The sequence below is a fragment of the Shimia sp. R9_3 genome, assembly GCF_017743755.1.
Lineage (GTDB): Bacteria > Pseudomonadota > Alphaproteobacteria > Rhodobacterales > Rhodobacteraceae > Shimia.
The window spans coordinates 196,214-221,512 of record NZ_JAGHRP010000007.1; the positions used below are offsets into that span (position 1 = coordinate 196,214).

Sequence of the window (25,299 nt, forward strand, 5' to 3'; positions counted from 1 at the left end):
GACATGACCACGCCCATTGCAAAAATTCGCGAAGACTTGGCGCTGATCGTCGGCGGAGGCTTCACGCCTGACGGCATTGGCCCTGACGCCTATGAGGCAGTCGCGGCCCGCGCCAAGGCCGAGCCCAAACGCTACCTCAACGCGCTGATCCAGACCTATCTCGGCGGTGATTTTGACGCGCGCATGCTCTCCAGACTGCGCCCCGGCGCCGCGCTTGAGCTGCTGGCGGAAAGTGATCCGGAAACCATCGGCGCAACGGCAGCAAAACTGCTCGCCCATCTTGATGGCCTGCTGGTGATTTACGACAGCGCCACCGACAAGACCCAGCTTGAGGCGCTGCTGCCCGATGATGTGCTGGCTATGCATCAGCGCCTTGACCGGATGCGCAACCGCCTGCGCCCGCTTCTGGAGGCTGCGCCATGAGCCTTTTGTCCCCCACATACCGGCTCACCCTAGGCGACCAGCGCATTGACATGGGCAGCGAGCCGCGCGCCAGCACCGTCACCCAGATTGATGTGCAGCGCGCCATGGCGCCACTGGTGGATCGTTTTGAGCTGACCCTCGCCAAGCTTGGCACGCGCCTTCCCAAACGCGGCGACGCGGCAGAGATCGAGCTGGGCTTTGCCGGGTCAGACACCGGCCTTGAACGTGTCATGACAGGTGAGATCGAAGAGGTCGACGCTGGCCCGGAGCACACCCGCATTGTCGGCTTTGGCGCCGGTGCCCTCCTTTCACGCAACAAGGAAAACCACAGCTTCCGGGACAAAACCGCCGCCGATATGGTCAGCGATCTTGCCAACGCCGCCGGTGTCAAAGTGGCAGACACCGAGACCAGCGAGATCTTCCCAACCTACATCGCAGACGCCCGCCTCAGCGCCTTTCAGCACATGGTCACCCTCTCCGAACTGACCGGCTTTGATCTCTATTGTGACACAGATAATGCGCTGATCTTCAAAGGCTTCGGCAATGGCAAAACACTCTTCCCGCTGGACTTCGGCGAAGACGTGATCGCCTATCAGGTAGAAAGCACTCTGGCCTCTGCTGAGCGCGTTGAGGCCAGGGGCGAAAGCCCCGGCGCGGCACAGGGGGCAGACAGCTGGGCCTGGCTCACCAAAGACTTTGCACCCCGCAAAGGCAGCGCCGGCACCAGCGGGAGTTTGCGTGTTCTGGAACACGCCGCGCTGCGCACGGGTGAAACCGCCCAGCGCGCCGCAAGTGCTCTGCTGCGCCGCATTGAGAACCGCCGCATCCGGGGAGAGCTCACCGTGCTGGGCAACCCGGCCATAACCCTTGGCGACACCATTCGCCTGCAGTCCATGCCCGAGCCAGACCTCAACGCCACCTTCCAGATCCGCGGCGTCCGCCACCGGATCACCAAGGCCACAGGCTTTCTGACCCATCTCACCTTTCAGGCGCTGGAGCTGAGCCTATGAACGACACTGTCTCCACATTGCAGGCCATCATCCGCCGTGAGCTGGAAACCCTGCGCATTGCCGAACTTGGCATTGTGACAGCGGTGCACCCCCATGCGGATAGCGGGGACAGCGACAACTACAGCTGTGATGTGCGCCTCAAAAACACCGGGTTGGAGCTGCCCCGCGTGCCGGTCGCCACCGGCCATATCGGCACCGTCGCGATCCCCAATGTCGGCGATCTGGTGTTGCTCGCCTTTGATCGCGGCGACATCAACCAGCCGATCATCACTGGCCGTCTCTACAACGATGAGGACCGCCCGCCGATCAACACCTCAGATGAGGTGATCTTCCGCCTGCCGCTGGCCGAAGCCGACGATCAGGCCATCAAGGCCGCGATCCGCAATCATCAAACGGACAACCCGCCGCGCGAGCTGATCATCGAGATGGATCCGAAAATCACCATCCGCGTGACCGACGGCACCGTGCGCGCCACCGCCGGACCGTCCGAGCTGTTCATCGATCAGACCGGCGCATCCGGCGGCACCGTCACCGTGGTCACCGGCGGTACCAAGATCACGCTCAACCAGGACGGCGACGCCACCGTGGAGGCCATCGGCGCATTGAATCTGAAAGCGCAGCAGGACGTCACCATCGAAGGCCTCAACGTGAAAATCAAAAGCCAGATCAACACCGAGGTGGAGGCCGGTGTGCAGGCCTCCCTCAAAGGCACGATCACACAGGTCGAAGGCAGCGGCCCGACCACGCTGCAAGGCGGGATTGTCAACATTCAGGGCGTCACCAACTTCAGCCCATAGGAGGAAACCATGCCGGGACCACCGGTCACAATTGGATGTGCGGTCATCGTGACCCCCGGCGCTGCGGGGCCACCGGACACCGGCACGATCGTGGGCATCTTCCCGCCGCTGATCACCGCCGGAGGGCTTCCGCTCGCAACCTCAGGCTCACTCTGCACCATGATCAACTCGCTGACCGGCGTGCCCTATCCGCTTGTCATCGGCCCCATCGCCAGCTCCGGCGTGCGCATCGCGGGCAAAGCGCTGGTGCGGATGCTGGATCTCATCCCTTCACCGCCGGGCGTGCTCACCATCCTTGGCCCACCGGCTGCGCCTTACATCTCCGACACGTGGCCGCCATGAAACAGGGAGGCTTGATATGACACGGGACAATGCTCTCTTGGGGCAAGACCTCCTGCTCTTGCGCAACCGGCGGGACCAGACGACGCGCGAGCGCGGCCGCGACCTCTCCACACGGGTGCGTCCGGAAACCAATCAGCGCGATCTGGAAACCGTCTTTGGCGCGGAAAACATGGCGCAGGCGCTCTTGCTGCGGATGCTCACCTCAGAAGGCGAGCTGCGCCAGCTGGGCCATCCCACCTATGGCTCCCGCCTGCACGAGCTGATCGGCGAGCCCAACACCGAGGCCAACCGCAACCTCGCCAAACTCTACGCCCTGCGCGCCATCAATCAGGAGCCGCGAGTCGAGAAAATCCTGCGCGCCGACGTGCGCCAGCGCCGCGACGACCGTGGCGGCGTCGACATCGACATGCAGCTCAAAATCGTTGAAACCGCAACGCCGCTCAATCTTGTTGTGCCGTTCTTCTTTTCCACGGAGCAAACCTGATGACGCCTGACACCATCCATCTGATTCAGCGAAATTTCGGCGAGGTGTCCAACGACATCCTCACCAGCCTCATCGGCGGCATCGTCAACGAACCGATTATCTTTGACGTGAAAACCGATCTCTACCCTTTGGCGCAGGCTGCCGAAGGCATCCGCATGCTGACCGGGCAGATTGACGATCAGACCGCCAATCACACCTTTGAGGCCGGGATTGATTTTGCCTATGAGCCCGATCTGGGCGCGGTGCAGTGGCTTCCGGGCGGCGCGCGCCCCGTGGATGGCAGCGTGTTTTATGTGGATTACCGCCCCATCGGCGCCTCCTCCCCGATCACCGACATCAATGTCGGCAGCGTTGCCCGCACCCTGTCAGAGGCCGTCGCGCGCGAAATCGCCACGCTTTACGAACAGCTCAATCAGACCTACCGCTCGGGGTTTGTGAATTCCGCCGAAGGCGCCGCGCTGGATCAGGTGGTCGCCATTCTGGGGTTAAAGCGCAAGACCGGCGATTTTGCCTCCGGTCTTGTGGCCTTCTTTCGTGACCCGCAGGTGGTGGGTGATGTCACCATCGCTTCAGGCACCAGGCTGACAACCCAAAACGGCGCGGTCATCTTTGAAACCACCCAACAACGCACCCTGCAACGCGGTCAGGCGCGCATGGATGTGCCGGTGCGCGCCAGCGTCGATCACCCCGGCGAGACCGGGCAGGTTGCGGCCGGTGACATCGACACCCAGCTGCGGCCGCTTGCGGGCATCGCGCGGGTCTCAAACACCGAGCCAACGGTTTTTGGCGCGCCTCCGGAAACCGATGCGGAACTGCGCGCCCGTGCGCGGGCCGAACTCTACAAACTGGGCAACGCCACGCTACCTGCGCTCGACGCCAGCGTGCGCGACAGCTTTGCCACGCTCACCGAATACTGGGATCCCAATGCGCCCATCGCGCGCCGCACCGCGCCGGGTCGTGTGGCGCTTCTTGTGGAAAGCGAACCCGAGCGCTTTGCCAGTCTGTCTGCACAGGTCAACAACCAGCGCGCCGCGGGTATCGCCGCCACCATCGTGGCGCGCTATGTTTTTGTCACCCCGCGCATTGTCGCAAAAATCGCGGGCGGTCTCACCTCTGACGGCAAGGCCAAAGTGGCCGAAGAGATCATCGCCGCCGTGCAGGCCTTTGCAGAGCCGCTGACCACGGGCGATGCGCTTGAGGGTGGCGCGCTGCTGGAGGCGATCAAAGCGGTTGAGGATCTTGAGGACGCGCAGATTGTCGACCTGCAAGTCGCCCGCGCCGACGCCACCCCAACGCAAAGCGAAACCGTGGTTGACGCGCTTACTGCCTTCATCGCGGGCGGCGCACCCAAAGAAGAGACCGCCCTGCGCGCCGAGCTCAACACCCTGCTCTTTGAGGTGGACACCGGCGCGCCCACCGGACGCCGCATCCCCGACCGCAGCCTGCTGATGAATGCTGAAGGCAGCGCTCCCGCCACAGATCAAGACATCGAAGACGCCGCATTCCTTGTGAAAGCCGAGGTTGAGGGCGAACCCGGCTGGATCGTGATCGACATGGATGCGGCCGACATCGCCTTGCAGGAGGCCGGGTCCTGATGGTCACCAAAACGCAGCGCATTTTGGATTTGCTTCCGGGCACCTTCGCGGCTCAGCCCGCCCATTCGCCGCTGCAAAAGCTGATCGAAACCTATGGGGCCGAACTGCAGGGCGCGGAGAACACCCTCGCCGCCATCCTGCGCGCGCATTGGTGCACACAGGCCGACCTTGGCCGCGATCTGTTTGATGATCTGCCACGGATCGCCGCGCTCTACGGACTGGCCCCGCAGGAAGGCGATGATGTGGAAGAGTTCCGCAGACGTCTGAAACTCTGGGTCAGCCTCATTCTCGAAGGCCCCGCCACCGTGCGCGGGCTGCTGCGCGCCACCTCTATCCTCACAGGACTTGAGATTGATGACAGCGACGCGGCCTTTGATCCGTGGTGGACGCGCGCCGATGTTGGCCTGCTCACCACCAAAGTCGCCAGCCGCCGCGACGCAGGCCCAGCGATATTCGGCTTTGACCGCGCCTTTGCGCAAGGCAGCGACGCCACTTCGGCGCAGATCACCGGCCAGACGCCCCTCTCCGATCCGCTGACCCTGACAGCCAGCGCGCTGCACCTCACCATTGACGGCGGTGCGCCTGTCGCCATCGCGCTTGCAGGTGTCACCACACCCGAAGAGCTCATTGCCACCATCAACACAGCCATGGGTCAGCAGATCGCCGCACTGCCTCAGGGTCGGCTGCGGCTCTCCTCCCCCAGCACAGGTCCGGCAAGCCGCATCGCGTTGAATGATGCCACCGATGATGCCGCGCCAGAGCTCTTGGGCCTGGCCCCCCGCGCCTACGCGGGCCGCGACGCCACAGGCGCAGCGCTCACCGGCCTCATCGACCTCTCCGCCGGGGCCGACCTGTCAACAGACCGCTACATCCGCCTCTTGGTGGATGGCACCCGTCTTGCTGAAATCGACTGCGCAGGCGCTTCAGCGGAGGCCACCTCACTTGAGGAAATTGTCGCCGCGATCAACACCGGCCTTGGCCTCTCCGTTGCAAGCCACGACGGCACATATCTCACACTCACCTCCCCGACATTGGGGGCCACATCAGGCATCACTTTCCAAACAGCCGCCGCGCAAGACGCGCGGCTGGCCCTGTTTGGCCCCATCGCCACCGTCGCCTCCGGCCGCGACGCCCAACCGGCGCAGATCACCGGCACGCCGGATCTCTCCGCAGGCGTCGATCTCAGCGCAGACAGCCGCCTCCTGCTCAGCATCGAAACCAAGGAAGACGTAGAAATCGAATGTGCCGGAACAGACCCGGCCAACACGCAGCTGCCTGAAATCATAGGCGCGATCAACAGCGCCCTGCGCGCCGATGTCGCCACCACCAACGGGCGCAACTTGATCCTCAAAAGCATTGAGGCAGGTCCCAGCGGCAGCCTGCGCATTGGCCATCTGTCAGAAGGCGACGCCGCCAAGATCCTCTTGGGCCTTGAGGACCGTATCGCCACCGGATCCGCCGCCACTCGCGCCACCTTGCAGGGCGCTCTCGACCTGTCAGCGGGCATCGACATCGCCGCGCAACCGTTGTTGCAACTCGCCCAGGATGGCCGCACGCCGCAAACCTTTGATTTGTCCGACGCGGCAGCGGCCCCTCTGGATGCAGAGGGTCTCGCGCAGGCGATCAACAGCCAGCCGCAGGCGCCACTGGCCAGCGTCACCGACAACAGGCTCACCCTCATGAGCCATCTTGAAGACAGCGCCGGACAGCTGGAACTGATCCCCATCAGCACAACGCTCAAGCGCAATTTTGTCTCTCGCGTGCCCATCTCTGAGGACGCCGCCATGGCTGTGCTCGGCACGCTCAGCGCGGTGTCCCAATCCGCCCCCGCCGCCGCAGCCACCTTACAGGGCACCGTCAATCTCTCCCGCGGCGTCGACCTGCGCGCAGGGGGCTTCCTGCGTGTGCAACTGGACGATGCCCCTGCGGTGGACATCAACTGCGCCGGTCCGCGCCCGCGCCACACCACGCTTGATGAGGTCCTTGAGGCCATAAATTCAGCGCTTGGCGCAGACACCGCGCGCAGCTCCGGCACCATGCTAGAGTTGGTCTCCCCCAGCCTCGGCGCTTCAAGTCAGATCACGCTTCTGCCCCCACAGGCCACCGATGCGCAACCCGCGTTGCTCGCCACCGGCCCGCAAACCGCCACCGGATCTGCCGCGCGGCAAGTGGCCTTTGTCGGCACCACGGACCTTTCGGGCGGCATTGATCTGACGGCCGCCGCCCACCTGAAACTGGCAATTGACGGCAACCCGCCGCAGGAGATTGACTGCCGCGGATTTGATCCCGCAAACACAACCCTTGGCCAGATCGTCGTCGCCATCAATCTCAAGCTCGGCGCGGGCATCGCCAGCCATGACGGACGCCACCTGCTCCTCACCTCCCCAACCAAAGGCGCGGACAGCCGCCTCGACATTCTGCCCCCGTCCGAGGCTGACGCCACCGCCGCCATTCTCGGCGTATCCCCGGAGCGCAGCTATACCGGTCAGGCGGCACAGCCCGCCCAAATCGCAGGGCTGGCCGATCTTTCCGCCCCTATCGATCTGAGCACCGCGCGGTTCCTGCGCCTTGGCTTTGACGCCACACCGCCACAAGACATCGACTGCGCCAGTGCCGCCGCAGATGCAACGCAAGCCACCGGAGCGGAGATCGCTGCCGCCATCAACGCAGCCCTTGGCGCACCCGTTGCGCAGATCAGCGCGGACCGCCTGATCCTGACATCCCCCTCCCTTGGCGCATCAAGCCGGTTGAGTGTGGAGACTGCCACCGGAGGCGATGCCACTCAGGCGCTTTTTGGCGAGGCCCCGCGCAGCGCCACCGGCACACCGGCGCAGGCCGGTCAGATCACCGGCAGCGTTGACCTGCGCCAAGGTGTGGACCTCAGCGAACGCTCCGTGCTGCGCCTCGCACTGAGTGACGCCCTGCCGCTGGACATTGACCTCGCCGGAGAGGCCCCCGCCGCCACCGCGCCTGAGGAAATCACCGAAGCGATCAACACGGTGATCCCGCAAACCGCCAGCCTCAACGCAGATGGCCATCTCCTGCTGACCGCGCCCGCAGGCAGCACGCTTTGTGTGCAGCCCCTGCGCCACTTCGAACTGATCGACTTCCCGCAACAGCCGATCACCCAAACCGGCACCGCGCTGCACCACGGCGATGCGCTCTTTGCCGAAAACACCGGGCCATCTGATGCGCCGGGCACAGTCCGTTTCACTGCACCGCAAGGCACAGACTCCCCCGGCTTGGTCGACATCGACGCGGGTCGTACATTGCGCATTCGCGGCGCCATTCTGCCCGGTGACACCGCCGAAATCACAGAAGGCGCTCACAGCCTCAACGTCTCCACCCGGCTCAGCCCAACCCCGCGTGTCTACGGCCTGCCCCTGCTGCCCCATCTGGAAGTCCCGCAGGATTCCACCCGTTTCATGGCCTCTGGCCTCAACGGGCGGCGCGGCATCCTGATCTCTGACGGCTTTGGCTCTGATGTCATTGAACTCACCGAAATCACCCGCCGCGACGTCGCACCAGCGGTGCAGATCTCTGCCGCCCCCTCTTTGCCGGATCAGCTCCCCGAAGGCGTGTTTGTCGGGCAGCTGCAGCGTTCCGGCACCAGCCTGTTGCTCACAAACGGCGATAAAGAGCTGGAGGTGCAGATCGAAGGAAACGGAACGGATTTCCTCGGCCGCCCCGTGGCTATTCTGGCCAGACGCCTAGGTGACAGCCTGCTGCCGCGCCGGATCCGCCTCCTTTATGATCTGCAGATCACCGCGATCCCACCAGCCACGCCGCAGGTCTTCAACGGCGTAGTGCTGGATCAGGGGCCGGAGTTTGCCGCACTGTCCCTGCTGCAGCGCATCAATGAAACGGCGCAGGACACGCCCATTGTCTTTGCCAGCGCCGTCGATCAAACGGCTGCGCTCTCGCTCACCCCGGGCACCAACCGGCGCGTCTTTGTGGAATGCCTGACCGCCCGCTACGACGCCGCCGATTTTGACGAAAGCCATTTCGCCGGTGGGAACTGCCTGGAAGTGGGCGTCTTTGACGCCTGCCGTTTCGCCGAAAACCCACGGGCAAAATCCACCCCGGTCTTTGCCCCCGCAGACGGCGGCGCGGCCACCGATGTCACCCTCGGCTGGGCGCAGCACACACCCGGACGGGCGCAGATCAACCTGCCGCTCGACATGCCCGCACGGTTTGGCGCGCGCTTTGATCAGGACCGCTTTGCCCTGGCAGATGACGCGCCGGAGATCATCTCCGGCCTTGTCACGGAACCAGCCACTGACCCGCAGCTCTTCACCACACAGCTCGCCCCCGAAGGCTCCGCATCAACCCTTGTTACGGCGCGCCCTGCCGATGTGGTCCCCATCGGCTTTGACGCCAAAGACATCCCCTTCGCCCGCCCCGTTGCGCTGTCTGGCGGCACCGAAACGCAGGCCGCCCGCACCTTCCTCAATGATCCCGACCTGCCCGGTTTCATAGAGATTTCCGCCATCGCGCCGGGTCTCTTTGGCAACCGCATTTCCATCGCAGTCTGTGACACCGCACCGGGGATTTACGACCTGATCGTCACCTTTGACGGCGCCCGATTTGAAAACGCCCGCGCGCGGGTGAACGGGCCAGAATTCACCGGCACGGTTGAGGATTTCAATCGCCCCGGCCCGCGCGGCGTTCAGCACCTCAAGGCGGCAGGCATCGACCTCACCGTCACCCGCGACGGCACCCCGCCCGAAGACATTGATTGTTAGAAAAGGAGATTTTGATGTTGGACAACGACCCTTTCACCACCTTTGAACCCGGTCAGATCATCAGCGCCGCAGCCATGAATGCCATGCAATCCAAGATGCGCGCCGAAATCCACAAACAGATCGCCGAGGCCCTCGCCGCCCTGACCGAAGTTGACCTGTCCAAAGACAGCAACGCGCTCGAAGGCCATTCCGCCCAGGATCTTCTCAGCAAATTTTTGGAGCAAGCCATGCAAAAATTCCCCGGACACACAGGCTATCGGAAACTCTTCAAAGTGCTGGAGTTTGACGAGCCCAATCTCGTCGAACACGAACTCAAACTCTGCCCGCTGGTGGATCTTTATGAGCTGAAGAGCTTTGAGGTGATCTGCGCCGATGATGATGACAAACGTCGCGGCGAAGCACGCTTCTTTCTCTATCACACCAGCGAAAAGCGGATTTCGATGGAGGGGCCAAACGGCACCGTGACCGTCGACATCGAAGAGCGTGGCGAAACGCCCTTCAGCATCCCTGTGAGCGAAATACTCGATTATCTCGGCGTGGAATACACCGATGACACCAGCCTTGGTGATCTGGAAACCGAGCTTTGGAAGGCGATGTTTGCACCGCCCAACGACCCGTTTGATCCCAGCGATTATTGTCATTCGCCTTGGTATGAGCGCTGCTGCCGCGAAGAACGCACCGTGGGCAGCCTCAAGGCCAAAGGCGACTGGGACGATCTGAAACTCAAGATGATCCCCTGCAAAGTCGTGAACCCGGCGCCTCTGGAACGCGACGATTCCTCAAGCGAACGCCGTCCGCCCAATATCCTCGTTGCACACCATGATTTTGACCGGCTGTCGTTGGTTTTGCGCGAACGCATCTTCATCAACGACAACCAGCAGCTTGCAAATGTCTGCCTGATGGTCCTGCTCAAGGTCTGACAGCGACGCGCCTTTGGCACCGCGAGGAGAATGAACGCATGCAACAGGTCGAGCGCTTTCCGGCGAGAGGGTTTTTCCGTGGCACCAAGACCCTTTATCTGCGCAGCCTTCCCGAAGGCGCGCAGCTGTCGTCCTTCCGCCTGCGCCTGACCCCGATTGCTGCCTCCAACCGGATCGGTCCTGCCGAAGAGCAGATCAGTTTCACCGACCCGCCGGTCGATGGCAGCATCGCGGGCCGCGACACGTCTGATGACAGTCGCGAAACCGCCGTGTCTCAGGTGCGCGGCGGTGGCAGCCTGCCTTGGGCGGAGATCCATCTGGGCGGCTTTCGCACCCTTTCCCGCCTCAGCGGGGCGGGTTTGGCGGGGGCAACGCTGCAGGTGGATCTGGGCGGCCTGTTTGTCGATGTTGCGGCCAATGGCACGGTGCCATCGCAAAACGGCACATTCACTTTGAGTGACGGGGAACAACCCCTGCCGGGGCTGACGGTGCAACGCCTGCGCATTGCCCGCACATCGGCGGGGGCGCAACCGATTATAAACACCCTTTGGCTGCGCGCAGTGGCCAGCAATGTCACGCTGGCCATGGGGCAACAGCCCGCCGCCTGGGCCCTGCCCGGCGAGCTCTCTGCCGTCACCGAAACCACCGATCTCACCACGCTCGCGCAGGCGGCGTTGGATGCGGCGGGAACCGAGGGCGGCTTTGCGGTTCTGCCCCTGCACATCAAGTCAGACACCACCGCCCAGTTGGCTGTCGAAGTGCTCTACGAGATTCAGGAGCGCCGCAGCGGCCTGCCCGATGGGCTGCGCGAAAGCACGCTGGAATACACTTATGACGGCGTGTCTGAGGCAGGCGATGACCTCCTGCAAATCACCGTGCCGCCCAATATGGAGATTGATCCCGCCGGCACGCATATCGCGATTGATGGCACCTTTGAGGGCAGCGAAATCACCCTTGGCCCCACCATGGATCGCACCCCGCCGGAGGCTGTACCGCTCGCGGTCGGCACCGCCGCCGCCCAGCCGGTCACAATCACCGGAGAGACCATTCTTGACGCGGTGGATGTCCTGCTCTCCACGCAAGCGCGACAAGCGGACGTCAAAGTCGACCTGCGCGAAGATTTTGACGGCAAACCCGGCGACAGCTCGCTTCTTTCGCAACCCGCCACCGGTTCCTTTGGCGTCTCCGCCCATGGTGGGCCGCGATGGCTCAGCACCGCTCTGGGCCAGACCATCACCGTGCCTGCCGACGCGCAGCGCATCTGGCTTGTGGTCGAGCCGACCTCTGCCCCGATCGCTTGGCACGTCCATCCGGAAACCGAACCAACCGCAGAGCTGCAGACAAGCGACACCGGCGGTCTGTCATGGCGACCGGCCCGCGCGGACAGCCTGCCCGATGCGCTCATGGCCGCACACCGCTTCCGCCGCGCCTCGCCGGTGTTTCGCGTGCCGGTCTCAGCCGAAATCGGCCGTGACGCCGAAAGCAGCGTCCTGTCTCTTGAGCGGTTCCAACCCCTTGGCCGGGTAGAATTTGCGCTGGAGTCCCGCTCTGTTGCTGAGGCAGCAAATGGCATTCTGTCGGCGCGCAGCGCCACAACTTGCCCTCGTGGCGAGCAACTGACCAATGGCGGCTTTGAGGATCGCGCCTCTGGAAATGACCTCTATGAACCGCAGGGCTGGAGTGTCAGCGGCGGCGCGGTTGCGCTGCAAAGCTTCTCTGTGCCCGGCGACGCGGGGCCGCTCTCGGTCACGCTCCTGCGCCTTGGCCACGCAGAAAGCGCCCCCCGCGCGCTGTCGCAAATTGTCAAAGTCTCCCCCGGCTGCCCTTATCGCGCGGTGTTTCGCGGCTTCGCGCCTGAACGCGGCGCGGTGATCGAGCTGATCTGGCGTCAAACCGGCTGTGGCCTGTCGCGCACCGATGTACTGACCCCGCCCCCGTTTCTTGGCACCTTTGACAGCGGCCTGGAGCTGGCCGCCGTGGCTGGCCCTCAGTTGCGCACCATCCTGTCTGCCTCGCTGGATGTCATGGCCCCTGAGGATGCCGACCAGCTGGAGGTCCGCCTGCGCACCCCGGCCAACCAGCGCCTGTTTGTGGACACCATCTCCCTTGAGGGCGGGCCAACCGGCCTGCGCAATGGCGATTTCAGCGAGCTGGCCCTTGATGTGGACCCCACTGAGTTTCTGAGCGGTTGGCGCTTTTCTCCTGAGCTGACCCTCGAGAACCCGCCCCTTACCATCGCTCTGACCACGGAGGGCCTCACCTTCACCAATATCACAGCGGACAGATCTTCTGTGATCCTGTCCCAATCCGCTGAGGTGAACGCTGACGCGCCTTTTGCCGCCGCTCTCGAAGCGCAGCTTTCACATGGAGAGGCTGTTTTTGCCGCCCGCTGGCTGGACGGCGCAGGCGCGCAGATCGACACGCCGCTGGCCGCATCAATCCAACTTGAGGGGGCCGAGATCACCCGCCTGCGCGGCACAGTTCCGGCGGGCGCAGCAACGGCGGAAATCGAGATAGAGCTCGGGCCAAACGCCATACTCACCTTGGTGGCCGCCTCAGCAGAGCTTGAAGCGCCGCAAAACATCCCCGTGTCCTTCCTCTCGGAGGCGCCGGGCCGCATGACCGTGCGCGATTTCACCGTCGCCTTCCGCCCGCGCGCCGTGGCCACACAACCGCCACCGCCGGAGAGCCCATGTGTGCCAACCCCCGCCGATACCGCGCCGGAGGACATCTGCGAATGCGCGCCCTGCAAAGACAAAGGCGAAACCGCGCCTGCGCGCGCCACGCTCATCACCCGTCTGCCAACCGAGCTGCCCGTCGGCACCATCGCGCAGCCCCGCCTTGACAGCGTGGCCCGCCTGCCCCGCGAAAGCGCCACCGCGCGCCTGCGCACCCATGCCAGCAGCACCGCATTTCTCAGCCTTCCGGGCCACGCGCGGGTTTTGACGCCAGCCACAAATCTGACCCTCAATACCGCCACTTTGCCCGACCGGCCCACGCGCGAGCTGCACGGCATTGGCGAAGGACGCGCCGCGGTTCTGGAAACCGCAGGCATCACCTCGGTCTGCGCCGTGGCCCGCCGCAGCGCAACCGAGCTTGCACAAATCCTTGATGTGTCTGCGGAGTTTGCCGAAGACATCCTGTCTCAGGCGCGCGAACTGACCGCAGGCGGCTCAAACAGACGGCGCTGATTGCGGGTGGTCAAAATCCGTTTGTGGGAGAGGTTTGGGCAAATCCGGCCGGATCAATGCCGTGCTTTTTCAGGAGCTTACCCAAGGCGCGGCGCTCTTTGCCCGCCTGTTCTGCCGCTTTGGTAACATTGCCCTGCGTCTGGGCCATCACGCTTTCCAGATAGCGCCGCTCAAAGGCGTTCACCGCGCGTGCCTTGGCCACGCCAAAGGCCTCGTCCACACTGTCGCGCGCGCGAGGCTCCGTCGGGCATACCGAAACCAAACCATCCTGCGCCGTGACCACGCCGCGATGCACCAAATTTTCCAGCTCCCGCACATTGCCGGGCCAGGTGTATTCTTCGATCCAATGGCTGGACCTTATGTCCAGCGCCAGCGCTCCGGTCTGATATTGCTGCTCAAACAGCGTCAGAAAATGCCGCGTCAGCAGGGCCACATCCCCGACGCGCTGACGCAACGCCGGCAGCGTGAGCGACAAAACATCCAGCCGGTACAACAGATCCAGACGGAACCGACCGTCCCGCGCCAGTTGCCGCAGGTCTTCGTTGCCCGCCGCAATCACCCGCACATCCGCCCGCTGTGTCCGGCAGCCACCCACGCGGCGAAACTCCAGCGATTCAAGAAACCGCAGCAGCGCCACCTGCGCCTTGGCGCTCAGCGCCTCGACCTCATCCAGAAACAACGTGCCGCCGCGCGCCTGCTCCACAAGCCCCGCGCGGGCCTCATGCGCATCGGTAAACGCCCCGCGCGCATGGCCAAACAGCTCTGCCTCAATCAAAGTGTCCGGCAACGCGCCGCAACAGACAGGTACAAACGGGCCTTCGCTGCGCGCCGAAAGCTGATGGATCGCTCGCGCTGCCAGCTCTTTGCCGGTGCCGGTTTCGCCCTTGATCAGCACCGCCGCGTCACATTCAGCAAAGCGGCGCAGGGTCACCAGACTGTCCACAAAACAGCGTGATTGCCCCACCAGCCCCAGCGCGCTCACCTCCGCCGCCCGCTCATCCGCCGGGCGTCCCAACGGGCCGCTGCGCCCATATCTTTCCAGCCGCATCTTCAGCTCAGAAGGCGCACAGGGCCAGGTCAGAAACTCACGGCAATCGCGAATGGTCGGCTCCGCCCAGCGGAAGGCGCTCTTTTCAATCGCCAGCATACAATGCGGATGCGCCGCCAGCGCCTTCAGCCGCCGCATCGTGCGCCCGTCCCAGCCGCGCATGCCCAGATAGACCAGACTGTTGCCTTTCGCAGTCTTTGCCAAAGCCTCAGGCCCGGTCAGCTGCACACGGTAATCCAGCGCCCCAAGCGCCCCGAGAAACGCCTCAAAACGGTCTGATTTTTCCTGAGAAACCAGCGTCAGCCTGCGGTCTGTATCATCCAGTGACATGGTGGCACCCACCTCACCCTGCTGCGGGGTTTGCGGGTTTCGGCCCGCTCGCGCGGATTGCGAGCGCTTTTTTCATCACGTCAAACCAGAACGCGGCCCCAAGGCTGATGGCCAGCACCGTGATGGCCCATCCCGCCAGTGTCTTGAGGCTCTCCTGCGCGGTGCAGAAAGCATCGGAAAAGCTCTGCCCCTGCCAGCCAATCGGCAATATGGCCAGATCGTCCAACAGCGCTTGCGTATCGTCTGGCAGCGGCTGGCCCTCAGCCGCCGTCGCCTCCGCCGCCGCCACAATCCCCTCGCGCAGGTTTGAGTCCTTCCAAAGCAGCTCCATATAGGTCAGCGCATTGGCATTGATCGCCACCACCAGCCCAATCGACAACAGCACGCTGACAAACTGGCTTTTGCGTTTGTACCAGCCACTTGCCCGATCCATGGACTCGTCAAACCACTGCGCCAAACGCCGCTCCGCCATTTCGGCGCGCCGCTGCAAAGGCCGGTCAAGATCGCTTGCCTGCCCGATCATCAAGGTCAGCGAGCGCTTGAGCACCCCCTCCGGCATGTCCCGCACGATCTCGGGTGCCATGCCAAACAGCTCATCCACCGCAACCGGCAAGGTGGCACCATTGCCGTTCTTGCTGCGCAACGCATCCAACAGCGCCGTCGCAAAGGCACTGCTCGGCACATAAGACGGCCCATTCCCCATCAGGCCAAACACCCCGCTGCGCGGTTTGCCGCGATAGAGATGACGCATCGCCGGATGCTCCATGACCTCACGCACAAAGCTTCCGTCCGGATCTTCCAGCAGGTTCCTGAGCGCCACAACCAGATTGGCAGACCGCATGCCAAGCAGCCCCGTCAGCATCTCCTGCGCAGCGGTGATCACGATGCTCAATGCCAAAAACAAAAAGGCAACGCCAATAAACAGCTCCAATACAACTGATCCAAACACAGTTGCGCTCCCATCTCAAAAGAAGTTCGGTCCAATTTAGCGAATGCGCTTTGCCGCGCACAAATGGCTTACAGCAATAGAATTCAGGCGCGCACACCGTTCAAATTCTTCAATAAACTCTAACATTTTTGGTATCTTAGGGCAACTGAGCGTACCGGGAACAGTAGGAGATTCCACACCTGCAGCATTGTGAATGTCACCCCTATTTCGCATGATTGCATATACAAAACAGGGATTTAAATGGGCATCCTCGCAAAATAGATCAGAAGAATAAAACGGCAAGTCTTCGCCGAATATATTATGCAAACAAATTTTCTACCTATGATTGCTTATCTACATCAGAGCTGATCCGACTTTCCCCCAAGCCCCGTCAGTCCTCAGGGTCATAGACATACCCGATGCCGCGCACCGTGCGGATGATGGTCGGCTTTTCGGGATTGCGTTCAATCTTGCGGCGCAGCCGTGAAATCCGGATATCGATGCTGCGGTCAAACGGGTCCCAGGAGCGGTCATGGGCCTGCTCCAGAATCTGATCCCTGTTCAGCACCCGCCCCTTGTTGCGCGCAAACACCTTCAGGAGGTTGAACTCCATCGCCGTTAGCGCCAGCACGTCGCCTGCGTCCGAGACCATTTTTGCCGCCTCCAGATCAAGCGTAAACGCCCCAAACCGCGCGGTGGTGGCGCCATCGCTGCTCTGCCCCTGCGCCTGCGGCGCGTCCTGCCGCCGCAAAACCGCCTTCAGCCGGGCCTCCAACTCGCGCAAATCCACAGGCTTGCCCAGATAATCATCCGCGCCCATCTCAAGACCAATGATCCGGTCCACCACATCGCCCGCGGCGGTGAGCATGATCACCGGCACCGAATTGTCCGGGCGCAGTGATCTCAGAACCGAAAGCCCGTCCTCACCGGGCATGTTGATATCCAGCACAATCAGATCGACCCGCCCCTTGCCAAGCGTGGCGCGCAATTCCTCCGCATTGGCCGCGCTCAACACATCATAGCCGCGCTTGGTCAGATACTCCGCCAGCATCTCGCGCACATCGATCTCATCGTCACAGACCAGTATTCTGGTTGCCTGATCACGCATCGCGCCCCCCACCTTCCGCCATGATATCCTGCACCAGCTGCCGCAGCTCTTCCGGCGCAACCGGCTTTTCCAGATACGGGCGGCCCGCCTCCTGCAAGGTCTTCTGCGAGGTTGGCCCCATCGTATCGCCAGTGATGAAGGCGATCCGCGACACCATCTCCGGATGCTCGCGCTTGAGCGTGGCAAACAGCGTCTTGCCATCAACATCCGGCATGTTCAGATCGCTCAGCACCACGTCATAGCCCTGCCCCGCCAGCCGCTCCAAGGCCTGCGCGCCAGAGCCAACCTGATCCACAAGATAGCCCTCACGCTTCAGAACCTCCGCGATCAGCGCGCCAATGTCTTCTTCATCATCCACCACCAGCACACGGCCCACCGCCTGCGCCTCAGCGACGCGCGCACTGTCGCCTTGCGCTGTTCCATTTTGCGGAGCAGCCGGCAGACGGATCACAAACCGGCTGCCGGAGACAGCCTGCCCATCCAGCCAGATCTGACCGTTGTGGGAATGGATTATGCGATGACAGAACGCGAGGCCAATGCCGGTCCCGCTGCCTATCTCCTTGGTGGTAAAAAACGGCTCAAAAATCCGCGCACGGATATGGTCTGGCACACCGGGACCATTGTCACTGATCGCAATTTCGATCTGGCTGCGCGCTTTGACCGGCCGCGCCGTGATGCGGATCTGATCTCCCAGACCCGAGGTCTTTATCGCCTGCCCGGCATTCATCACCAGATTGATCACCACCTGCGTGATCTGATCCGCATCCGCGAGGATTTCCGGCAGATCCGCCTCCGGCGCATAGGCAATCTGAATGCCATCCTGCTGTTGCCCGTACCCGGCCACATCCAGCGCAGAACCGATCACACTGTCCAGATTGACCCGCTCCATGGAGGTCGGCCGCTGCCGCGCCATCGCCAGAAAGGTCTTCACAATCCGCGCACAGCGCTCCGCCGCCGCGCCGATCTTGGCCACCCGCCGCTGGGTCTCCGGATCGGTCACATCTTCCTGCAACATCAGCGCATGGCCCACCACGATCGACAGCGGGTTGTTCAGCTCATGCGCCACCCCCGCCAACAACTCCCCAAGGGCAGACATTTTCTCATTCTGATACAGCAGCTCCCGCTGCGCGGCCAATTCCTCCTGCAGGGCAAGCTCATCGGTCATGTCCCGCGTGCTGGAAACAATGACCTCCTCGCCCTTGAAATCAATCAGCTGCGCTGAAACCGCCCCCCAAAAACGGGTGCCATCGCCTTTGATATATTCCGCCTTCCGGTTGCGCACGACACCCGCCGCCCGCAGCTCTTTGAGATAGCGCGCCCGTTCCTGCGCCTCCACATAATAGCTCTGCGCACTGTCCCCATTCCCGAACAGCGCCAATGTCTCAGGGCTTGAAAACAAGGTCTCCCCCGTGGCCGCCTTGGTCATCTGCAAGGGGATCGGACAGGCTTCCAGCACCTGCTGGATCAACTGCTGTGCCTCAACCTCCTTGGTCAGATCCACAACACTTGAGACAATCACATCCTCGCCGCGATACTCCACGATCCGCGCAGAAATCGAGGCCGGAAACTCCCGGCCTTTCGCCTGCACCCGCAGGTAATAATTGTCGATCTGCCCCATCGCGAGCAGCTCGGTGACAAAATCAGCCCGGTCATCGGGGTTCACATAATGGTCGCGTGCAGACTTGGTGTCGCCAAACAGCTCCCGCGCCGCCGGAGAGCGGTAAATCAGGCTGCCATCGCCCACACGCGCCATGGTCACAATCGCCGAACTCGCATCCAGCACCGTCCGGATCAGCAAATCCCCGTCCCGCGTCGCGGCCTCTGCCTTCTTGCGGTCAGAAATATCCGTGCGTGTCACCACAAACCCGCCCATCTTGGTGGGATGGGTCGACACAAGGTAGTGGGTGCCATCGGTCTGCACCAACTCAAAATCGGTCACATAGTCATGGGTGGTCTGTAGCCGGTCAGAGACCCAGGCATCCTCGCGCCCAATCGCATCGTGATAAATCCCGCGCCGTGCGCTTTCGCGCATCAGAATTTCCCAATCCAGCCCGGGATGCAGGAGATCGGCAACTCCCGCATTCATCTCGATGTATTTCTGATTACAGACCACCAGCTTGCGGTTGTCGTCATAGAGCGCAAACCCCTCTGACAGACTTTCAATCGCATCGCTCAGCAGCTCGTGAAAACGATCCGAACCCGTATCAACGTCTGTGTCCATGTCTGTCTCAGAGGCCATGGCTTATCCCTATCCGGCCCAGGTTTCAGTTGGTTTTCAGAAGCAAATTCGCGTGTTTCAATTGTTTCAGTAATTGGGCGCAGTTTGGCACGCCAAAGGCAAAAACACCAAAAATCCCTGCGCCCTACCCCGCATCCCTCCGTATTTGGCCTGCGAAACAACTGAAACATCAGCCCGCCTGCACAGACATCACAGTGAAACAGCCACAGGCCAAATCTGGGTCCGTAACCAGTGTTTGGAGTAATGATGATGCACCCCCTCCCCAACAGCCTCACCCGCGAAACGGCTCCGGTGGTCGCTTTGCATTCTTCAGCCTCCGGCGCCCATCAGTGGGACGACCTGCGCACCCAATTTTCCGATCGCTTTGAGCTGCACGCTTGGGATCTGCCTGGCTACGGCAGCGCAGACGACCGCCTGGATGAAGGCCAAGGCGTGTCTCGCGCCGCGCTTCCGATCATCCGCAAAATCGAAGCGCTCAAGCAACCCGTGCATCTGATCGGCCATTGTTTTGGCGGCGGCGTGGCGCTCAAAATCGCCCTGCTGCGTCCCGAACTGGTGAAAAGCCTCACGCTTTATGAACCCGCAGCTTTTCATGTTCTGAAAGCCGCCGACGCCGAGGGCCGCTCTCTGCTGGAGGGGTTCAGCGCCTTGGAAACACAGCTGTCTCAGCCCAAGTCCGCCTCTGATCTTCAAGGCTTTGTCGATTACTGGACCGTCCCGCAAAGCTGGGCCTCCCTGCCTCCGGAGCGTCAGGACAAGCTGGTCGAACTGGCCCCCAAGCTGCTGGAGGATTTTCGGGATCTGGAAAGCGAGCAATGGCACCTCAGCGATCTGCAGGCCCTGCGCATCCCCACGCTGATCATGGTCGGGATGGAATCTCCGGCCCTTGCGCAAGCCACCGCACAGATGATTGCGCAGGAGGTCGACAACGCCGAGCTAGCCCTGCTCCCCGCCATGGGCCACATGGCGCCGATCTTTGATCCCGATTGGGTCAACCCCCGCATCCTGCAGCACATCGCGCGCGTTCAGAAAGCCGCGCGTCCCGTCACCTGGCCTGCGCGTGTCGCGGCCTGATCCCGCCCCGCCCTCTCATCAAAGGAGACCATCATGACCCTCGCAAACCCTCTCTTCAACCTGACCAAAACCTCCCCCCGAAAGGACAGCACCATGACCACCCAAGCCCCTGACTACAAAGCCATCAAAACCAAACAGAACGCCGCTTGGTCCTCCGGTGACTACGCCAAAATCGGCAGCACGCTGCAGATCACCGGCGAGATGCTGGCTGAGGCCACCGCCCCCGCCCATGGCGCAACCGTGCTCGATGTCGCCGGCGGCAACGGCAACGCCACTCTGGCCTTTGCCCGCCGCTGGTGCGCCGTGACCTCCACCGATTACGTTCCCGCGCTTTTGGAAGCAGGCCGCATCCGCGCTGAGGCGGATAAGCTTGAGGTCACCTTTCAGGTGGCAGACGCCGAAGACCTTCCCTTCGAGGATGGGCAGTTTGACATCTCAACCTCCACCTTCGGGGTGATGTTCACCCCCAATCAGGAACAGTCCGCACGCGAAATGTCCCGCGTGGTGCGCGCCGGTGGCAAGATCGCCATGGCCAACTGGACCCCGGACAGCTTCATCGGCCACCTCTTCAAAACGCTTGGCCGCCATGTGCCACCCCCAGCCGGGGTGCAGTCCCCCGCGCGCTGGGGCAATCGCGACTGGATCGAGGCGCAATTTGGCCCGACCGCCGAAACCATTGCCTTTGAACTGAAAAACTTCAATTTCCGCTACGCTTCACCGGATCATTTCATCGATTTCTTCCGCACCTACTATGGCCCTGTTCACAAAGCCTTCCTCGCGGTTGGCGACGCGGCAGAGGCGCTTGAGACAGACATGCGCGCCACCATCGCGCAGTTCAACGTCGCCACGGACGGCTCCATGATCGTGCCATCCGAATACGCGGAAATCGTCATCACCAAGCGATAACTGGCCCTGTCTGACGACATGCCTCCCCCTGCGGACATCGCGCGGCCCAGCCCCAAGGCAATGCCCCCGATATCCGCAGGGTTCCTAAATTAACCATTTTTTGTATGATGCAAGACACCGAGCATTCGGGCTTTGAAAAGGGGGGGACTATGTCAAGCCAATCACTTTTCGAGAAATACGGCGGGTTTTCCAACGTCAGCCGCGTGGTCATGGCCTTTTACGACACGCTTTTGGACAGCGACGATATCGGCCCCTTCTTTGATGAAATCGACATGTCCAAGATGGTCGACCACCAGACAAAATTTGTCGCCACCCTGCTCGGCGGGCCAGCTTCCTACACCGACCACCAGCTGCGCCAGCTGCATTCCCATCTCGACATTCAGGACCCGCATTTTGACGAACTCAAAGTTGTGCTCTCTGGCACCCTGCGCGATCACGGTTTTGCCGAAGGAGATATATCTGCCGTCCTGCAAGAATTTGAATCCCGCCGCCCCTTGATCGTGAGCGCCTGAGATGACCATCGAAGCCATCAACGAAAAGCTCCTGCGCGCGATTGGTGTTGGCGTCGCCCTTGTGGGCCGCAGCGACCTCAAGTTCCTGTTTTACAACAACACTTTTGAGGAGTGGTTTGAGGACCGGCTGGAAACCGACGAGCTGCTCAAAGTGTTTGAGGATCTCAACACGGAGGAGCTTCACGCCGCCCTTGATGACGCGGGCCAATACACCGCCGAAATCCGCCACCGCAAAAAGCGCCGCCAGCTGGTGATTGCGGCGGATTTCACCTCCGCCACCGATGGCGATCAGGAACTGATCGTGCTGGTCTGCCAGAACATCACCCGCATCCGCGAGCTGGAGTCGATGATCGACTCCTATTCCATGATGGTGGAGCGCAATACGCGCGAAATCAAACGCGAAAAGGAGCAGGTGGAGAAGCTGCTTCTCAACATCATGCCCCGTTCGGTCTATGAGGAATATAAGGCCTTCGGCGTGGTCACGCCCCAGCTCTATGATCCGGTCTCTGTCCTGATGCTGGATTTTGTCGGCTTCACCGACATGGTGGCCTCCGCAGATCCCAGCGTCACCGTGACCGAACTCAACGACATCTACAGCGCCTTTGACCGGATCGGCGAGCAATTTGGCTGCGAGCGCATCAAAACCATCGGCGACGCCTATATCACCGTCGCAGGGCTTCCCGATCCCACCCCGGATCACGCCCGCGCCGTGGCAAATGCGGCCATCCGGTTTGTGCGCTATCTGGAGCGGCGCAACACCAGCCACCCCAACCAATGGCGCTGCCGCATCGGCATCGCCTCCGGCGCCGTGGTTGGCTCCGTCGTGGGCATCCAGAAATACGTCTATGACATCTTTGGACCGGCGGTGAACCTCGCCACGCGGCTGCAGGAATTTGCCGAACCGATGCAGATCTCTGTGCAGGACGAGGTCGCCGCCACCCTGAAAGACCAGTTTGATCTGCAAGCCTTGGGGGCAAAAGACATCCGCGGCTTTGACCGTCAGGAGGTCTGGCGGCTGCTGGATGTAGGCATCGAGAAAAAGCTTGCGGGATCATAGCGCCCGCAGGGTCAAACACGGGTCTCGCACCGCTCAGTTTTCAAGCAAAATGCGGATAAAACATGCGCGCCAAATACAGATTTAACTCATTGAAGTAATTACGTTTTCGCGACTATCTATCATGGATTTGAGCCGCTCTTCCCCCTATAGATAACTTGTTACACACGTACTGCGGGTCTCCAGAAGGTGACACGTGAGGTTGGCTCTCATTTGGGCCGAGAGTTCCTTACTTGGTCGAAGTTCTGAGAGGTGACCTGAATGACCACTGCCTATGACTTTTTTTGCGCGCCTGCGCCGGACGTGGCAGATGGTTTTGACCCAGCCTCCACCCCGATCTCCGCACTCTGGCAAGTGGATCTGAGACAGAAAACCGTCTGGTGGAGCCCCGCCGCACAGGCGCTTCACGGCGTCGACCCCAGCTATCAGCCACGGTTTGAAAACGCCTTTGAATTTTGTCTGCCCCAATACCGTGCGGTCATCCAAAACGCCTTGCACCGCAGCATTCAGCAAGCGGCGCCCTGGCGGTTTGAGTTTGTGGCAAAACGCGCCGATGGTCAGGAAATCAAGCTCGCAAGCGCAGGTCACCCCATCAGCCAAGATGGGAAAACCACGCAGCTCATCGGCCATTTCGAACCTCCGGAAACCGGCCAGCACATTGCGGCCAAGGCCCGTCGGCCTTCTGACCAACTCACGCTGGACGACCTGAGGGAGCTGCACGCCGTTGTTGACGAAACCGCGATCCTGTCAGTCTCCGATGCCGCCGGGAGAATTCTTCACGTCAACAAGAACCTGCTGCGCGTGTCCGGATACACCAAAGATGAGCTGATCGGCAAAAACCACAACCTGATGAACTCCGGCCATCACAGCAAGGCGTTCTTTCACCGGATGTGGCAGACCATCTCACGCGGAAAAATCTGGCGCGGAGAGATTTGCAACCGCAGCAAGCAAGGCGAAACCATCTGGTTTGACACAATTATCTATCCCGTAATGGGGCCAAATGGCCGCCCGATCCGGTTTATTGCCCTACGTTTTGACATCACGGAGAAGGTGCGCACCAGTCGGCTGATCTCAGCCTTCTTTGATGTGTCGCACGCCCCAAATGTCATTTTAGATGACAACGGCTGCATTCAGCGGGTCAATCCGGCCTTCTGCGCCGCGTCCGGCCATTCCAAAAACCACCTGCTGCATCACCACATCAGCGATTTCATCGCGCCCCATGACCACGACAAGGTCGCCAAAGCCCTGCGCAAAGCGCGGCTTGGACAGAAGGCAAACGCCCTGCAAACCGCGCTGCAGGATCGCCACGGCAGCAAACGCATTCTGGATCTGCGTTTCACCCGGTTTGAGGGGCAAATCTTCGGCTCCGCCAACGACATCACAGAGCAATGGCAGCGGCAAAAATCTCTGGCGCAGGCCCGTAAGGCCGCAGAAGAGGCGAACCAGTCCAAAACCGCGTTCCTTGCCAATATGAGCCATGAAATCCGCACGCCGCTCAACGCGATCATCGGCATTGCCGACAGTCTCCACCGCGACGAAGGCCTCAGCGCGCGACAAAGAGATCTCGTGCAAACGATCTATGAGTCCGGCGACATGCTCGAAGGGCTGCTGTCTGACATTCTGGATCTCTCCAAAGTCGAAGCAGGCAAGCTGCAGCTTGAAACCATCCCATTCGCCCCGCTCAAAGAGGTGTCCGCCGCGCTCAGGCTGCATCGGGAACAGGCCGATGCCAAAGGTGTCACCTTCTCTTTGACCAGTGAGCTCGACGAAAACGATCTTGCGAGCGGCGACCCGCTCCGCCTGCGGCAGATCATTTCAAACCTCGCTTCAAACGCTGTCAAATTCACCGAACAGGGCCATATCACCTGCTCGCTGTCGCTCAAGAAAACCCCTGGCAAACCCGCCCTCACGTTTGTCATCGCCGACAGCGGCATCGGCTTTCCTGCCAAAACGGAAGGTAACGTCTTTGAGCGCTTCCAGCAGCAACGCAAAAGCGACAGCCGTAAATTTGGCGGCACAGGCCTTGGCCTCGCAATAAGCTCCGCTCTGGCGCAGAATATGGGCGGCGCGCTCACTGTGACCTCTGCCCCGGGCAAAGGCGCCACCTTCACGCTGCAGCTCCCGCTTCAGCCCGCCACATCCACGATCACAGCACAAGTGGGGATCGCCGATGACATGAACCTGCGCGGATGCCATGTGCTGATTGCCGAGGACAGCATGGTCAATCAGAAGGTCATCAGCCTCGTGCTTCAATCTGCCGAATGCGAAATCACCTTTGCTTCCAACGGGTTGGAAGCTTTGGAGATCTTTCAAGCCCCCAAAAAGCCGATTGATCTTGTGTTGATGGACATGCGGATGCCGGTCATGGATGGCGAACAATCGGTACGCCGGATGCGCGCCTTTGAGGCCCAGACCGACAAACAGCGCACCCCCATCCTGATGCTCTCGGCCAACGCCATGGCCCACAATGTGCGCGACGCTTTGGACGCAGGCTGTGACGGCCATGTGGCCAAACCCGTCCGCCGCGACGTGCTTTTTGGCAAGATCGACAGCTGCCTGAAAGCCACCTCTTAGGCACCCGGCCCCCGATCCT

Annotated in this window: 18 protein-coding genes; 14 read left to right on the forward strand and 4 right to left on the reverse strand. The window is 61.8% G+C overall.

The window, feature by feature from the left end:
- Window positions 1–3 precede the first annotated feature (3 nt).
- From J7412_RS17455 to J7412_RS17495, 9 genes are read left to right on the forward strand one after another with little or no spacing between them, the layout of a single operon-like run.
- The gene (locus J7412_RS17455) at window positions 4–423 is read left to right on the forward strand and encodes a hypothetical protein (protein ID WP_209079807.1); all 420 of its coding nucleotides are present in this window, start codon (window positions 4–6) and stop codon (window positions 421–423) included.
- The gene (locus J7412_RS17460) at window positions 420–1,433 is read left to right on the forward strand and encodes a hypothetical protein (protein ID WP_209079809.1); all 1,014 of its coding nucleotides are present in this window, start codon (window positions 420–422) and stop codon (window positions 1,431–1,433) included. The genes J7412_RS17455 and J7412_RS17460 overlap by 4 nt, the downstream gene beginning before the upstream one ends.
- A complete protein-coding gene (locus tag J7412_RS17465; RefSeq protein WP_209079810.1) occupies window positions 1,430–2,230 on the forward strand; it encodes a phage baseplate assembly protein V in 801 nt (266 codons plus the stop codon). The genes J7412_RS17460 and J7412_RS17465 overlap by 4 nt, the downstream gene beginning before the upstream one ends.
- Window positions 2,231–2,239: 9 nt before the next feature.
- Window positions 2,240–2,572, forward strand: a complete 333-nt coding sequence (locus J7412_RS17470; protein ID WP_209065468.1) for a hypothetical protein — start codon at window positions 2,240–2,242, stop codon at window positions 2,570–2,572.
- A gap of 16 nt (window positions 2,573–2,588) precedes the next feature.
- Window positions 2,589–3,056 carry a hypothetical protein gene (locus J7412_RS17475; RefSeq protein ID WP_209079812.1) on the forward strand — a complete coding sequence of 156 codons (468 nt, stop codon included), beginning with the start codon at window positions 2,589–2,591 and terminating at the stop codon, window positions 3,054–3,056.
- Window positions 3,056–4,651: a hypothetical protein gene (locus J7412_RS17480; protein WP_209079814.1), complete on the forward strand. Its 1,596-nt coding sequence runs from the start codon at window positions 3,056–3,058 to the stop codon at window positions 4,649–4,651. Before J7412_RS17475 ends, J7412_RS17480 begins: the two co-directional genes overlap by 1 nt.
- Entirely contained in the window at window positions 4,651–9,396 is a 4,746-nt protein-coding gene (locus tag J7412_RS17485) for a hypothetical protein (RefSeq protein ID WP_209079816.1), read from the forward strand. The genes J7412_RS17480 and J7412_RS17485 overlap by 1 nt, the downstream gene beginning before the upstream one ends.
- A gap of 14 nt (window positions 9,397–9,410) precedes the next feature.
- The gene (locus J7412_RS17490; protein WP_209079818.1) at window positions 9,411–10,316 is read left to right on the forward strand and encodes a hypothetical protein; all 906 of its coding nucleotides are present in this window, start codon (window positions 9,411–9,413) and stop codon (window positions 10,314–10,316) included.
- 38 nt (window positions 10,317–10,354) lie between these two features.
- Entirely contained in the window at window positions 10,355–13,507 is a 3,153-nt protein-coding gene (locus tag J7412_RS17495; protein ID WP_209079820.1) for a hypothetical protein, read from the forward strand.
- A gap of 10 nt (window positions 13,508–13,517) precedes the next feature.
- Here J7412_RS17495 and J7412_RS17500 read toward each other — a convergent pair whose 3' ends face one another.
- The 4 genes from J7412_RS17500 to J7412_RS17515 form a co-directional block, all read right to left on the reverse strand.
- Window positions 13,518–14,885, reverse strand: a complete 1,368-nt coding sequence (locus tag J7412_RS17500; protein WP_209079822.1) for a sigma-54 dependent transcriptional regulator — start codon at window positions 14,883–14,885, stop codon at window positions 13,518–13,520.
- A gap of 13 nt (window positions 14,886–14,898) precedes the next feature.
- Complete coding sequence (locus J7412_RS17505) at window positions 14,899–15,834, reverse strand: hypothetical protein (protein WP_209079823.1); 936 nt, start codon at window positions 15,832–15,834, stop codon at window positions 14,899–14,901.
- 370 nt (window positions 15,835–16,204) lie between these two features.
- Entirely contained in the window at window positions 16,205–16,921 is a 717-nt protein-coding gene (locus tag J7412_RS17510) for a response regulator (RefSeq protein ID WP_209079826.1), read from the reverse strand.
- Entirely contained in the window at window positions 16,914–19,142 is a 2,229-nt protein-coding gene (locus J7412_RS17515) for an ATP-binding protein (RefSeq protein WP_209079828.1), read from the reverse strand. The genes J7412_RS17510 and J7412_RS17515 overlap by 8 nt, the downstream gene beginning before the upstream one ends.
- A gap of 264 nt (window positions 19,143–19,406) precedes the next feature.
- On the opposite strand from J7412_RS17515, the gene J7412_RS17520 reads away from it, so the two are divergent.
- The 5 genes from J7412_RS17520 (at window position 19,407) to J7412_RS17540 (ending at window position 25,280) form a co-directional block, all read left to right on the forward strand.
- Entirely contained in the window at window positions 19,407–20,234 is an 828-nt protein-coding gene (locus tag J7412_RS17520; protein ID WP_209079830.1) for an alpha/beta hydrolase, read from the forward strand.
- A 33-nt stretch (window positions 20,235–20,267) separates the two neighbouring features.
- Window positions 20,268–21,140: a class I SAM-dependent methyltransferase gene (locus J7412_RS17525; RefSeq protein ID WP_247743983.1), complete on the forward strand. Its 873-nt coding sequence runs from the start codon at window positions 20,268–20,270 to the stop codon at window positions 21,138–21,140.
- Window positions 21,141–21,289: 149 nt separating this feature from the next.
- Complete coding sequence (locus tag J7412_RS17530) at window positions 21,290–21,652, forward strand: group 1 truncated hemoglobin (RefSeq protein ID WP_209079832.1); 363 nt, start codon at window positions 21,290–21,292, stop codon at window positions 21,650–21,652.
- 1 nt (window position 21,653) lies between these two features.
- A complete protein-coding gene (locus J7412_RS17535) occupies window positions 21,654–22,709 on the forward strand; it encodes an adenylate/guanylate cyclase domain-containing protein (protein ID WP_209079834.1) in 1,056 nt (351 codons plus the stop codon).
- 258 nt (window positions 22,710–22,967) lie between these two features.
- Window positions 22,968–25,280 (forward strand): PAS domain-containing hybrid sensor histidine kinase/response regulator, encoded by a 2,313-nt coding sequence (locus J7412_RS17540; RefSeq protein WP_209079836.1) that lies wholly within the window; start codon window positions 22,968–22,970, stop codon window positions 25,278–25,280.
- Window positions 25,281–25,299 lie beyond the last annotated feature (19 nt).